Raw genomic sequence first — 13019 nt, 5'->3', positions numbered from 1 at the left:
CCGCCTTTTTTATGGTGCCTTTTCACAAGTGTCTAGATTTTACCTAAGGTACAACGGATACCTTTGTGCCGACTCTGGCGTGGCGGTAGAAAATCTTCGCCATATGCCAGGGGATGCGGATACAGCCATGGGAGGCCGGGTAACCGGGTACATAACCGGCATGCATGGTGACTGGGCCATTAATCCGCATCATGTAATCCATTGAGGCTCCGCGGAAGCGAGACCCGGCAGGCTTGCGATGGCGGCGTACATCCACATTACTGCGCAGTACTTGGCCACGAGAGCTTATATAGTGACCGTACAGGTTGGAGCGGTGGCTGTATTTCTTCTGTGAAATACGAAAGTTACCAGTAGGAGTTCGATGGCCTGGTTTCCCGGTAGAGACCGGGGACATGCCGGCGAGACGTCCTCCCTTATAGAAGTAGGCCATCTGGTCACTTAAGTCGATCACAATACGCGGTGTACCTTGTACATGGCCTTTAAACCACATATGCCGGCTATTTTGTGGTTGAGCTTGTTGGTATCTGCCATATCGAGAATATGCCCTTTGGTTCCTGCTGTATCGAGAGTAGCTCCTTTGATTCCTATTGTATCGGGAGTGTCCCCTATACTCTCTCCGGTACCTGTAATCCCTGCTATATCTGGAGTGCCGGTCATAATGCCCTCCATGCCCCTGATGAGCGACATACCTTGGGCCCTGGCGGGAATAGGGATTGGAATAATCCGCAGCATAGGCCAGGGGGGCCAATATTGCCGATCCAACAACCATTAGCGCAGCGGCGAACGAAGCGTTTTTACGTAGAGCTCCTTGTACTTTTTGTAGGGATGATTTCTGTCGTGTAGGTATAGTTTGATGGTTTTGCAGCGAAGGTCGGTTATGCATTACACACCTCTCTATTGCCAGTGGGCCGTGTAAACAACCATGGATTTAGAGCCTGACCATTGCCTGCCAGGGTGCGGTATCCCTAGCACCCAATCAGAAGCACGGCGCAGGTCAGAGATTTCCCCAAAGCAGCTCCCCGTATACTCGGCCTCAGCTGCGGGATGGGTTAGCACAGGTTTTCACCAATGCAGGTCCAAGGGATGGTAAGGTCCGTGTCTTGGGCCAGTCACATCAAAAAGGAATAAGTGAATTGCTGGTTATTAATCTCACAGACATTTGCAAGAATGGTTTGCGAAGGGATTGATAGGCGTTAGAGCTCCAATCTGAGGAATTATCTTAAAGAGATTTCTTCAGCGGGGTCTTTAGCCGATAAAGTATCAGCGGATTTGCCACATTAGTGAACTTTCATTAGCGGGATCAGGGGTTAATTTATGGAGCGTTTATTTTCCTACGGCACTCTTCAGCAAGAGAATGTACAACTGGAGACTTTTGGCCGTAAGTTACAAGGATCTGAGGATACTTTAATTGGTTACCAGCTTTCTGCAATAAGAATTATAGATCCACAGGTTGTGCAAACTAGCGGCAAGGAGTTTCACCCCATACTGAAGTACACAGGGCATTCTTCTGATACGGTTGAGGGTACAGTCTTTGAAATCTCTGCCGAAGAGCTTGCTCAGTCTGATGCCTATGAAGTGGATGCCTATCGGCGGGTTGCCGCCAAATTGAAATCTGGTAAAGAAGCCTGGATTTATACTGAGGCGAGCTAAAGTAATCATTTACTAAGAAAGTTAATCTTTTAATAGGGGGCATAGGGAGGTGTTTCACAGGGGAGAACGGCCGAGGGGATGCGGATACTGCAGATCAGACCAGGTTTTTCTCGGTTTCTCTGTGAATCAATAGATATGAAACAATATTTCGATAAAGGCAAGAAGGGCCTGGTTGACCTTTCCTGTAAAGTGCCAGCTGAAATCACCGGCAGTTTAAAAGTTTTTCAAGAAGTAGTTGCCGGACTGCCAATATTTTCTTCTGCGGAGCGCAGTGAGAATTTTGTGCAGAGATACGATGAAAAGCACTACTTTGTGATTCCCTATAAGCTCTCACAAACTGGCTTTACTCTGCACACAATGCGTTGTTTGCCTGATGATGCCCCAGAGGTAAATGATCTATCCAAACGCCGAATATTTCACTTTCCCAACTCCCATTATGAGGGGAGTTTACGTAAATTTATGGTGGAGAGCGCCGTAGAGTTATCCTTGGAAAGGGGAAATTCTGGAAAGAGTTCTCTCGAAAGACTGGCGGATGATATCGACAAACTCGATAGAAAATTGACCGTTGGTATGCTGTTAGTTGGGGGTGTTGCCGCAGTGTTTAATCCCCTGATCGGTGCCGGGCTGGCAGCCAAGGCGGTGCTGCCCGGTATGAGAGGCCTGGTCAATTAATTCGGCTTGCGCCCAGCCGGAGAAAAGCTATCGGAATTACAGAGCAAAAAAATGCTTCGTCAGGCAGAGGAAGATGTTGCCAAGCAGTTTTCCGAATCGAATACCCTCAAGGTGATCAATCCTATTCTGCAAGAATTGGAATTAGCGCTGAGAACCACTGAAGCCCAGCACGACCCATTGACCGATCCCAATTTAGCTGATGGCTCAATCCCTGAGCTAAATAGCGAACACTGGCGCGAGTTGACCGAGCGAGCGGTTTATCATGTATATAAGGATGTGTATCGAGATAAGAGACTGGCCAAAAAGGCTCAATTGGGGCCGGAGGACTTGCGCTGGTTTGAGGTATTGTTTGTGGGGATAAAGTAGCTTTAGAGTTTTTTAGAGATAAATTCAGCAGCCGATTTGGCTGCTGAAAAAAGTAAGAGCGGTCTTTAGAAATTGTAAGTCAGCGCTAGGGAGGAGAGGCTGGGCTTTTGCTCATCCATTTCGAAAATAGTGTGCTCCAGGCTTAGGCTCCAGTTGTTGTGGTTCCAACCAGCGGAAACACCATAATAGAGGTCGCTACCATCAGTAGACTCACTATTAGCTAAACTCTCATTATAAGAAATATCATCAAATACTTGAGAGAAGTCATCATTCCATTCATATTTTGCATTGAAATTTCCCTTTCTTTTTAATTCTGCATCCCATGTTTGATATCCAGCACGAATGCCAGCATAAAAATTTTTACTGACATCGGTGGAGAGGAACATGCCCAGCATTTTAGTTTGGGCGTTAAGTACGGCCTTATAGCTATAGTCGTAATAGTAAGTTCCGTTCATGTCAGGAATTACATCATTATCACTTTTCTTAGCTTCAGCCTCGCCTAAGTCTGCATAGCCGCCTTCAATGGCAAGAAAATTATTGAAGCGGTATCCCAGTGTTAAAGACCAGCCGTTAGGATCTGAGAGTTTTGTTCCGAACAGTTCCTGAGCTTCTTGTGAAGAAACATCTGTATCTACCTTTCCATAAGATGACTTAAGGTAGAAGCTGTTTTCTATTGCCATAGTATTGGATGCGGAAAGAGCGATAACGGAGCTGAGAATAAATCTTTTCAAAGGATATCCTTACATCAATATAAAAGACCACCTACCTGGATAAGTAGGCAGCGGTGAGTATTTTGTGGTGATGAATTGGCAGAGAGGTGAAGTATCAAATTCTGTAATGCATTTTTTGAAGTTTGGTAAATGCGTACCAGTTATCAATTTTGGCGCATAGTGCAGCATTAGGTGCGCTTAGTCAATAATCATCCATTACTATCGATTACAGTCTCTTGAAAAGTCAATTTCTCTGTAAACCAGGAAGCAATGGTTGCGTTAAACAGTTGTATTCATAACAAACTGTGAGACCCTCTATGAGTAAATATATTAGGTTGGCTGTTTTTCAATCAGTATTCTTACTGTTTTTAACAGGTATTGTCCCTAAGGTTTTTGCGCAGGAAGATGATGCTGTTCAATTAGTACTCAGTGCTCACCCAGAGAACCATCTAATGGTGAATGCCAGCGTGATTACTGCGGAAGCGGCGAGAGTGGCAATAAGGTTTAAATCTGCAGATACCAGCCGACGACGTACAGCTTATAGTGAGTCAGGCACAGACCACGAAGTAACTGTCGTCGGCCTGCGCGCTGATACTACCTATCGATTTACTGCGGTTGCACTTTTAGATAGTGGTGAGGTTGTTCATAGTGAAATCGTAGAGTTTAAAACAGGATCGGTGCCTGAGGGGGTCCCCGCTGTTGAGCTTTTGAATAAAACGGTTAAGTCCGAGGGGGGCATCACTATCTTCGCGCCATCAGCGGAGAGGGATAGTACTTTCTGGGGATTTGATGAAGAGGGAGAGGTTGTTTGGTATCTGCACGGTGATGTTCCATTAACTGGTGCCCCAGTAGCGAGAAACCTACAGGATGGGCGTTTACTTTTATTACTCAGTGGGGAGGCCCGAGTAATCTCCTTCTCTGGAGAGGTGTTGTCCTCTTTCGAATTGCCGAGTTATCACCACGATGTGCATTTGCTGGAGAATGGCAATCTGTTGGTGTTAACCAACGAAACTGGCCAGTTTGGTGAGCATTTTTTACAAGGAGATGCCATTTTGGAAATCGATACTGAAGGGAACACAGTTTGGCGATGGTCAGCATTTGATCACTTGGATACCAGCCGTTTCCCCGGTGCTTTGGCCAGTAGGGTTTTGGATAACGGAGCCCTTGACTGGAGCCACTCTAATGCACTGCATTATGTTCCTCAGGATTACTCCATTTTACTTTCTAGCCGCTCTCAGAGCTGGGTGGTCAGTATTGATCATCAGTCTGGTGCGGTAAATTGGATAATGGGGAGGGACTCAGATATTGAGAGCGATTTGAAGGATAAATTCTTTACACTACATACTGGTTCCTGGATGGCTTCGCAGCATGCGCCAATGTTGACAAGTAATCATGAAATTCTGATTTACGATAACAGAAATGAAGCTGAGTTGAGTGGCAATATCTACAATAGCCGTGCAGTAAAGTTTCTGCTCAATACATCGACAATGAGTGCTGAGCAAACCTGGGAATACATAGCGCCCAAGTATACTCAATCATTGGGTGACGTTGATGAGCTTGCCGGTGGAAATATATTACTATGTGCCGGTGGCCCATCGGATATCAGTACGGGGAGTGATCGCAATGCTTACTTGATAGAGGTAACATCGACTAGCCCAGCGGAAACTGCGTGGGAATTAAAAGTTTACGATAGCACGATTTATCGAGCAGAGCGTGTTAGTTGGTTGGAAATGTTGACCACCAATCCTGTTTTTAATTTTCCTCAGTAATGACACAAGCTTTTAGGGGGAGTGGTCCTTATAGTTTTTTATTTCAGTGGGAATAGATTTTTTTCACTGCTGATGAAACTTATAAATGTACTGCCCTTTTATGATTCAAGTGTCTCCTGTTACTTTCTGAATATTCTCCTTGGCCCACACTAATTTTGTTGTGGGCCTATGATTATTTACTCTGCTGGAGAAAATCGTATGTTTTTAATCGGAAGTATGCTGATATTTTTCGATTCTTGGTTCTTTAGCTAAAATTGGTTCTAACTCTTTTAATGATTCTTTTAAATGGGGCTCATCCCAGTGCCTTCTTTCACTTTCTTTTGAATCCCATACCTCTAACGTCATAAAGGTATCTGTTTCCTCACTCGAATATAAAATCTGATAACTCAAACATCCGCTCTCCTTTTCAGAGTTCGCTGCCAGTCTTGTCAGAATGCTCTTAGCTTTCTGTGTTTCTCCAAGTTTAGACTTCACTTTTGCCATTACATATAGATTGGGCATTGTCAGATCTCCAGATATATTTATGAATTGCGTTTTACCACTAGTAAGATGCCTGTAATCATTAGAATAAATCCAATAATTCGTTTGGGGTCCAGGCTGGTTTGTTGTGCACCAAAGAGGCCAAAATGGTCGATGGTGGCCATAGCAAAGAGCTGGCCGAGTAACACAAAGGATATAGTATTGCCAACGCCGTATTTTGGTGAAACCCAGGTGACGCTGAGTACGTAAAAAGCAACTAATATCCCGCCGAGATAAAGGTGCCAGGAGATATCTTTGTGAAAACCGGCTACTTGGAAACCTTCAGTTTTAAATAAGTAAATAATAGAGATGGTCAGTCCGACAAAAAACAAAATCGTCGTAGCGAGAGCCGAGCTGCCAAGCTTCACACCTAGACCGCTATTTAACGTGGCCATCACCGGGATGCCGATTCCGGCAATTAACATAAGCGACGGATAAAGAATTGAGCTAGGCACTGCTGGAACCTCACGGAAGGGGTTTTAAGGCTATAACTGCTCATGTAGATGAGTTGTGTTGGCCCACAATGGAAGCTGAAGGGTTATGGAAAGCTGGCGCAGGAACATCAGTTTGCGCCAGCATTATTGATGCGTTATTAACGGCTAGTTTATTAACTGTTTAACGATCGCTTTTCCAACAGCATGTGCACTGGCTGGGTTTTGTCCAGTAATCACACGGCCATCCTCAATGACAAATTCCTGCCAGGGTTGCACTTTGTTAAATCGAGCAGATTTTCTGCTGATAGCCTCTTCAAGCAGAAAGGGGATATCTTCAATGGTGCCAAAATCGATTTCTTCTTCTCGGGTAAATGCAGTCACAGACTTAGTTGCCAGTAAGCTTTCACCATTGCTCAAAGTGATAGGCAGCAGGCCAGCTGGTCCGTGGCACACGGCAGCAAGTACGCCGCCATTTTCATAATGCTCCGCAGATAACTTGGCAAAGTCCTCATTGCTTGCTAAGTCGGAAAGTAGACCAAACCCACCTGGATAGAACACCGCATCGTAACTAGCAGTATTCAACTGGTTTACTGGAATAGTGTTGTTGACACGGTTCTGGAAGTCTTCATCGGCCAATACCTGGCTGTTGACCTCATCTCCTTCAATATCTGTACCGTAGAGTGGTGCTTTGCCACCTTTAATAGAGGCAATATCGTAATCAATGTCATTTTCTTTAAGTACATGCACGACGTGAGTCAGCTCAGGGGAGTAGGTGCCATTAGCTTGGTCGGTTTCCCCGAGGGTTGCATGGTTGGTTACGGGAATAAGTACTTTCTTCATGAATCTCTCCTCTGTGTTAAGCATTCAGTGGGGAGGATTCTAGGTTGTCCCTGATAAGATGATAATATGAGATTTCTGTGAAATACTTTTGCTAAATAGCAATAATGGTGGGGTATGGATACATTTGACGGTGTAGTCGAATTTGTTGCTGTAGCTGAGTGCCAGGGTTTCTCTGCGGCCGCCAAGCAGCTGGGGTGCAGTACCAGCCATGTGAGCCGGCAGGTGGCTCGTTTGGAGGAGCGTCTGGGGAGTGCGCTTCTGGCTAGAACAACGCGCTTGGTCAGCCTGACTCAGGCTGGGGCTGTTTATTACCAGCGCTGTAAAGAGCTGGTTGTGGGTCTGCAACAGGCCAATGAACAGCTAAGCCTGCAGCAGTATGAGCTGAGTGGCACGTTGCGCGTGAGCTGCGCGGGTTTATTTGCTGAACAGTATGTGGCTCCAGCACTGATGAATTTCGCCTTACAACACCCTGACTTAAAGATCGACATCGATTTCAACAGCCGAATGGCCAATTTTGTAGAGGATGGTATCGACTTTGCGATCCGTTATGGCCGCCTTGAGGACTCTGGGCTGGTGGCTCGCAAGCTGGCTGGACGCCAGATGATGGCAGTTGCCAGCACGGAATATCTTGATCAATTCGGCAGGCCAATCCACCCACAGGATTTAAAGTCGCACAGTTGTATTGTTGCGAATAATGAGAACTGGATATTTGATATAGAAGGCACCGAGGAGTCTATTCGCGTTAATGGACGCTGGAGAAGTAATAATGCCCATACAGTGGTTAACGCATGTGAAAAAGGCCTAGGTATTGCCTATATGCCAAAAAGCAGTTTTAACCGCTCTATAGAGTCACAGCTATTAGAGCCCGTACTGGAGCCTTTTTGGGGGCGCGGAGCCAGTAGCTGGATTGTGTATCAGAATCGCCGCTTTTTACCAATACGAGCGAGAATGGCCATTGATTATCTAATGGATCACTTTTCTAGCTGGCAGGAGTAAATATGATAAATATTCTAGAAAACCTCCCGAAAAACACTGAGGTTGAGCACTTCCAGGACATCATAAAGAGTGATGCTATACGAATTGAAAGAATTGTTTCATACGGCCAGTCTTCACCGGAGGAAGGTTGGTATGATCAGAGTGAACACGAATGGGTGCTTGTACTGAGTGGTTATGGTGTGGTGGAGTTTGACTGCGGGGAGATATGCCAGCTGAAGTCTGGTGATTGCTTATTGATAAAGGCTGGAAGAAAGCACCGGGTGATTGAGACATCCTCTGATGAGGCGACGGTATGGTTGGCAATATTTTATCGCGAATAAACTTAAAATGAAGTTCAAAAATAATTGAATTTTGTAGTTTAAATATATCTTCTGTTAGCCAAATTTTTTATAATTTGTAAGTTTAAATTCTTTAATTAACTTCTCTGCACCTAAGCTATGGGTTATTTCCCTTCGATACACCAAGCAGATTTCATCTTTGAAGCCTGGTTGGTCTTTACTAACCCATTGAAGCTGATTTCTTCCAATTGTTTGAGCAACTCGACCAGGAATAATGCCGACCCCGACTCCCTCAAGTGTCATATTTGTGATCAGTTCGTGGCTAGAGGAAGTAATATATTGTTTATATTTATTATTTTTTTCCATGTTTTTTAGCAGCCAATCTGTTTGCATCAGCGCTGGGTCATAAATTAATACGTCCCTAGACTGTATTTTTTCAGGGTTATGCCAAAAACTTACCATATCATGACAGAGGTGCTTTATTATCAAATCAGGATGGGATACGGGATTTACCACAATGCCGATATCAATTTTCCAGCTGATCACTGATTCGACAATTTCCCGAGAAAGCGCGTGTTGGAAGCTTAATTCGATACCTGGATTTTGAGCAATAAATCCGGCTAGCCTTTCAGGCAGCATATGTAGTGAGATGGAGCTGTGACACCCGATAGTGAAGTGACCAACAGCTTCTTTGTTTTCGCGCAGCGCTGAGTACTTTACCTCATCCCAATCATCAAGTAACTGTTGAGCACTTTTTAATAGTCTTAACCCTGCACGAGACAATTGCACACCAGTTTTTTCTCGTATGATTACTTCTGTACCAAGCTGTCTTTCCAGCCTCTTGATAGCCGCGCTTAAACTCGGCTGCCGAATCCCTAATCTCTCTGCAGCTCTTGAGATATTTTTTGTTTTAGCAACTTCAATAAAATAATTGAGTTCATCAGCGTGTGGAAACATAGGTATAACTTATTTAGCCACTTAAAAAGCCAGTGTGTTTAAGTTGAGTCTACATCGACATTTATTTTGTTGCCATAGATATTGCCTATGGCAACCAGCGACGACATCTATTTTTCAAGTTTCAACTCCCATGCTAATTTCTTCGCCTTCCTAGTATTCAAATTATTTCTGGAGTCAGGGTGTCTACATCATCTCTAAGCTATCCGGCGGTAGCGAATGGTAGTGCGGTAACTTATGAAACTAATTTCAATTCAGTTTTAACTTTTCCTCTACATGCTTGGTATGAGTGGGGATACTTACATAATCCAATTACTGCGAGTGACATAGACCTTTCTAGAGTTAAGCACTCCTATGCATTACTGCAGGAACAGCTTGGAGATGATGGAAACCCTATCTACGGTTTGCACACAAGTTATGGAGAGAATGAACGCAATCGCTTAGATCCAAATCAGTGGAAAGAGACACAAGTCAATCTTCTGGAGTACTTAAGAGTTGGTGTTGGTGCGCCATTACCGAAATCGGTAGTCAGGCGTGCATTAAAGTTACAGGCTCTAAAAACAGCGCACGGCTTATCTGGTATCCATCCTTCCACTTATCAAGCGCTTCTTAAGCTGGCCAACAGTGAAACGCTTCCGAGAGTACCTCGAAAAGGGAGCCTTGGAGCCAGTGGTGATTTGATTTCCATGGCCCATGCTATTTCACCACTGTTTGAACAAGGGCCAAGAGGCCCCCGTGATGTCATTGGGCTTGTAAATACCAATGCTATGATGGCTTCCTGGGCTATTGAACATGATTATCAGCTAAGAAAGCTATTAAGAGATTGTTTCAAATCTGTGGCATTAACCTCCATGGCCATAGGGGCAGGAGATGAACACTTCTCCGAAGGGTTGAGCTACGGAGAGGTGCACGGTAGTTATGCTCGTGCTGGCCAATTACTTACCCATTTACGACGTGATTACCTGCGGTCCTCAAGAGTTATCGAGGGTGAAAAAAGCTTATTACAAGCCCGATATTCTGTTCGCTGTGCTCCCCAGATATTAGGCCACTGCCTTGATCTATTGGATTATTCAGAGGCAAAAATTCGTTCCGAAGCCACTGCTGTTGCAGATAACCCTCTAATTCTTGAATCAGGTCCATGGCATGGTGGATTGTTTTATGCGATTGGATTGGCAGCTTCTGCCGAATTTATGCAGGAAATTATCCATCGCTTAGCCGAAATGCTTGATCGACAAATATTGATTTTGATGGATCATCGCTTGAATGGAGGGCTGCCGGATAATTTAAATGTTGAATCGTTTAACCACTGTAAAGGAATTCATCAGTTATCGTCGGCTCTGTTCCAGGAAATAAAAGCTAGATCAACACCTGTGCGTCAGATGAGTTTCTCGTGTGAAGGAAACAATCAGGACTTGGTTCCCTGCGGAATGACAGCTCTCAATAATATCAGTGACCAACTGGATAGTTTAAGGGAAATTATTCGAGCAGCGACTTTTTGCTCAGCTAGGGCAGCAATAATGCGTTCAAGTGGCGATTTGCCAGAAGCATTAAAATTAGTGAATTGGCCGCAATATACAACATCTCAATTAGAGAGCATTCTATGAATTTTAACTATTTAACAGGAAATTTTGGTATTGAGATTTCCGCTAAAGAAATTTCTGAATTAGATCTGGACACTAAGCAAACATTAAAAAATTTATGGCATGAACATGAACTTTTAGTTATCCGAGATATGGACCTGGATACTCAGGCATTTGTTAGGTTCTGCAGCTTGTTTGGGGAGCTTCAGCAGAACTATTTCTTCTTTCAAGGTCACTCAGAGGGTTATCCACAAGTTGCTAAAATTATTAAAGAGCCTGGTGAAAAGAAAAATACAGGAGGAATATGGCATCACGATCAGGGCTATTACTCCAACCCGGTAAAAGGTATCGCATTGTACGGTATTGATATTCCTCCTAGGGGTGGTGATACCCTATTTACAAGTTCAACGCTTGCTTATGAGAGTCTGTCAACGGTAATGCAACAGTTAGTCGGTTCACTCAATGTGATACATACGACAGAGTTGATGCTTAAAAAACAGCCGCTGAAGAAATCAGTAGAAGGTAAAGATGGAGATGATTCAAGTATAGAACGAGCACTAAAATTGATGCCACTAGAATCTGCTATACATCCAGCAGTCTGTAAAAATTCTGTAACCGGTAAGCCTTTTCTCTACCTAAACCGAACTACCACCTCGCAATTTGAGGGAATGACATGCGATGAGAGTATGGGGCTTTTGAATTATTTATTTCAGCATATAGAAAAACCAGAATTCAATTGTCGAGTGCAATGGCGTCCTGGGACCTTGGTTATTTGGAATAATCACCAAGTCTTACACTATGCCGTCAATGATTACAATCAACGACGAGAATTACATCGTGTACATTTTTCTGCTGAAAAACCGATTAAGTATTATAAGTGATTAATTGGTGGATTTTATGAATTATTATGAGCTGCGAGCTGAATTTTTACATGTCAATAGTCAGCCTGAAATTGAAAGGCAGAGTTTAAAAGATGAACAGGTGAGGCAATTATTGCGAGAATCCTTTGAAAAATCTGATTATTATCGCAAGCTAATTATAAATAATAACATTGATATAGAGGAAATAAGAATTTGTGAAGATTTATATAAGCTACCGATTATAAGTTCGGAAGTATTCTCAACTTCTATGTCAGAAGTTAGTATGAATTATGATAATATTGTTCGCTATTGTCATACTTCAGGCAGTACCGGTGCACCGAAGCGCGTGCCTTATACACGTAAAGATATTGAGCTGGCAATAATCTCTCAGGCTCGAAGCTATTTGCTTGCAGGTGTTGAACCATTCGATAAATGTTTATGTGCAATGACTTATGGTCCTTGGCCTAGTGGGATGATCTGTCATGCTGCCAGTGAAATTTTTGGTCTCACTATTCCTGCAGATTCTTTTCTAGGAATTGATCATCAGCTACAGAGTCTACAAAAAGATAAGCTGAATTATATGGTTTGCTTACCTTCATTGTTACCGAGGCTAGAGCGTTACTGTCTGGAAAAAAACGTATTGCCCGCGTCTTTGAGTATCAGGAAAATATTCGTAGTGGGTGAATTATTTTCAGAGACTTTTCGGAGTTACTATGAGGGGGTATTCAACGCCAAGTTAATTAACATGTATGCAAATACGGAATTTGGACTAATAGCGAGTGAATGCCAATATCATAACTTACATGTCTGGGAAGATTTTTTTCATGTAGAGGTTATTGATCCAGATACGGGTAAGTTATGTGAAGATGGCGTCACTGGGGAATTAGTAATAACAGCGCTGAAACGTGAAGCTCTTCCTCTGATTCGTTATAACACACACGATTTGGCTGAAATGTATAAGGAGCCATGTGAGTGTGGCCAAACTGGAGCCTATTTGGGCCCCATCAGAGGGCGTCGCGATAATATGTTCACAATCAATGGGGGAAATATATATCCAATTGTGTTGGAAAATATTGTTACAGCCATTCCTGGACTCAGCTCCTTTTACCATTGCATTATTGATAAGATTGATGGGCACGATCAATTATCATTTAAAATTGAAGCTAAAGATAATGTTGATGATCAGGAGAAAGAGTATTTGGTGGGTGAGTTTTATAGAGAGTTGACTAGTTTTGATCTAACGCTTCGTATGATATTCCTTGGGCTTGAGTCTGCTTCAAGACTAAATATAGATATCCTGCAGCCTGGTATAATTAGTCAGAAATCAGGGAAGATTAGAAAAATTATAGATAGAAGGTGATTTCTGCATCATCAATATCTTTTCAGTTTGT

16 protein-coding genes are annotated in these 13019 nt (G+C 43.4%); 9 read left to right on the top strand and 7 right to left on the bottom strand.

Annotated features, from left to right (window positions below):
- Nucleotides 1-43 precede the first annotated feature (43 nt).
- Both ACJJIO_RS07430 and ACJJIO_RS07425 read right to left on the bottom strand, forming a co-directional pair.
- On the bottom strand, nt 44-451 hold the full coding sequence (locus ACJJIO_RS07430; RefSeq protein WP_252083479.1) for a L,D-transpeptidase family protein: 408 nt from the start codon (nt 449-451) through the stop codon (nt 44-46).
- Nucleotides 448-687 (bottom strand): hypothetical protein, encoded by a 240-nt coding sequence (locus ACJJIO_RS07425; RefSeq protein WP_444910626.1) that lies wholly within the window; start codon nt 685-687, stop codon nt 448-450. The genes ACJJIO_RS07430 and ACJJIO_RS07425 overlap by 4 nt, the downstream gene beginning before the upstream one ends.
- Nucleotides 688-1314: 627 nt before the next feature.
- Between ACJJIO_RS07425 and ACJJIO_RS07420 the strand changes: the two genes are divergently transcribed.
- The 3 genes from ACJJIO_RS07420 to ACJJIO_RS07410 all read left to right on the top strand — a co-directional run bounded on the left by ACJJIO_RS07420 (nt 1315) and on the right by ACJJIO_RS07410 (nt 2688).
- Nucleotides 1315-1650, top strand: a complete 336-nt coding sequence (locus ACJJIO_RS07420) for a gamma-glutamylcyclotransferase family protein (RefSeq protein ID WP_444910625.1) — start codon at nt 1315-1317, stop codon at nt 1648-1650.
- A gap of 135 nt (nt 1651-1785) precedes the next feature.
- Complete coding sequence (locus ACJJIO_RS07415) at nt 1786-2322, top strand: hypothetical protein (RefSeq protein WP_444910624.1); 537 nt, start codon at nt 1786-1788, stop codon at nt 2320-2322.
- 51 nt (nt 2323-2373) lie between these two features.
- Nucleotides 2374-2688, top strand: a complete 315-nt coding sequence (locus tag ACJJIO_RS07410) for a hypothetical protein (RefSeq protein ID WP_444910623.1) — start codon at nt 2374-2376, stop codon at nt 2686-2688.
- A 65-nt stretch (nt 2689-2753) separates the two neighbouring features.
- Here the strand turns inward: ACJJIO_RS07410 and ACJJIO_RS07405 are convergent, their stop codons facing one another.
- Nucleotides 2754-3419 (bottom strand): outer membrane beta-barrel protein, encoded by a 666-nt coding sequence (locus ACJJIO_RS07405; protein ID WP_444910622.1) that lies wholly within the window; start codon nt 3417-3419, stop codon nt 2754-2756.
- Between the two features lie 296 nt (nt 3420-3715).
- Here ACJJIO_RS07405 and ACJJIO_RS07400 point away from each other — a divergent pair, with 296 nt between their 5' ends.
- On the top strand, nt 3716-5167 hold the full coding sequence (locus ACJJIO_RS07400) for an aryl-sulfate sulfotransferase (protein WP_444910621.1): 1452 nt from the start codon (nt 3716-3718) through the stop codon (nt 5165-5167).
- 204 nt (nt 5168-5371) lie between these two features.
- On the opposite strand, the gene ACJJIO_RS07395 is transcribed toward ACJJIO_RS07400, so the two are convergent.
- From ACJJIO_RS07395 to ACJJIO_RS07385, 3 genes are all read right to left on the bottom strand, one after another.
- On the bottom strand, nt 5372-5668 hold the full coding sequence (locus tag ACJJIO_RS07395; RefSeq protein ID WP_444910620.1) for a putative quinol monooxygenase: 297 nt from the start codon (nt 5666-5668) through the stop codon (nt 5372-5374).
- Between the two features lie 20 nt (nt 5669-5688).
- Nucleotides 5689-6141 carry a DMT family transporter gene (locus ACJJIO_RS07390; RefSeq protein WP_252083467.1) on the bottom strand — a complete coding sequence of 151 codons (453 nt, stop codon included), beginning with the start codon at nt 6139-6141 and terminating at the stop codon, nt 5689-5691.
- A gap of 144 nt (nt 6142-6285) precedes the next feature.
- Entirely contained in the window at nt 6286-6960 is a 675-nt protein-coding gene (locus tag ACJJIO_RS07385) for a type 1 glutamine amidotransferase domain-containing protein (RefSeq protein WP_444910619.1), read from the bottom strand.
- Nucleotides 6961-7074: 114 nt separating this feature from the next.
- On the opposite strand from ACJJIO_RS07385, the gene ACJJIO_RS07380 reads away from it, so the two are divergent.
- Together ACJJIO_RS07380 and ACJJIO_RS07375 are read left to right on the top strand one after the other, a co-directional pair.
- Complete coding sequence (locus ACJJIO_RS07380) at nt 7075-7956, top strand: LysR family transcriptional regulator (protein WP_252083465.1); 882 nt, start codon at nt 7075-7077, stop codon at nt 7954-7956.
- Nucleotides 7957-7958: 2 nt separating this feature from the next.
- The gene (locus ACJJIO_RS07375; RefSeq protein ID WP_252083464.1) at nt 7959-8276 is read left to right on the top strand and encodes a cupin domain-containing protein; all 318 of its coding nucleotides are present in this window, start codon (nt 7959-7961) and stop codon (nt 8274-8276) included.
- Nucleotides 8277-8330: 54 nt separating this feature from the next.
- Here ACJJIO_RS07375 and ACJJIO_RS07370 read toward each other — a convergent pair whose 3' ends face one another.
- The gene (locus ACJJIO_RS07370) at nt 8331-9191 is read right to left on the bottom strand and encodes a LysR family transcriptional regulator (protein ID WP_444887317.1); all 861 of its coding nucleotides are present in this window, start codon (nt 9189-9191) and stop codon (nt 8331-8333) included.
- Between the two features lie 179 nt (nt 9192-9370).
- On the opposite strand from ACJJIO_RS07370, the gene ACJJIO_RS07365 reads away from it, so the two are divergent.
- The 3 genes from ACJJIO_RS07365 to ACJJIO_RS07355 are packed head-to-tail and all read left to right on the top strand — an operon-like array spanning nt 9371 to nt 12988.
- Nucleotides 9371-10792 carry an aromatic amino acid ammonia-lyase gene (locus ACJJIO_RS07365; RefSeq protein ID WP_444910618.1) on the top strand — a complete coding sequence of 474 codons (1422 nt, stop codon included), beginning with the start codon at nt 9371-9373 and terminating at the stop codon, nt 10790-10792.
- Nucleotides 10789-11649, top strand: a complete 861-nt coding sequence (locus tag ACJJIO_RS07360) for a TauD/TfdA dioxygenase family protein (RefSeq protein WP_444910617.1) — start codon at nt 10789-10791, stop codon at nt 11647-11649. Before ACJJIO_RS07365 ends, ACJJIO_RS07360 begins: the two co-directional genes overlap by 4 nt.
- 16 nt (nt 11650-11665) lie before the next feature.
- Nucleotides 11666-12988 carry a phenylacetate--CoA ligase family protein gene (locus tag ACJJIO_RS07355; RefSeq protein ID WP_444910616.1) on the top strand — a complete coding sequence of 441 codons (1323 nt, stop codon included), beginning with the start codon at nt 11666-11668 and terminating at the stop codon, nt 12986-12988.
- The last annotated feature ends 31 nt before the right edge of the window (nt 12989-13019 follow it).

This window comes from Microbulbifer mixtoriginis (SeqCode), from assembly GCF_052467235.1.
The sequence above is the reverse complement of the archived record's forward strand: the minus strand, read 5'-3'. Positions and strand labels throughout refer to the sequence as shown.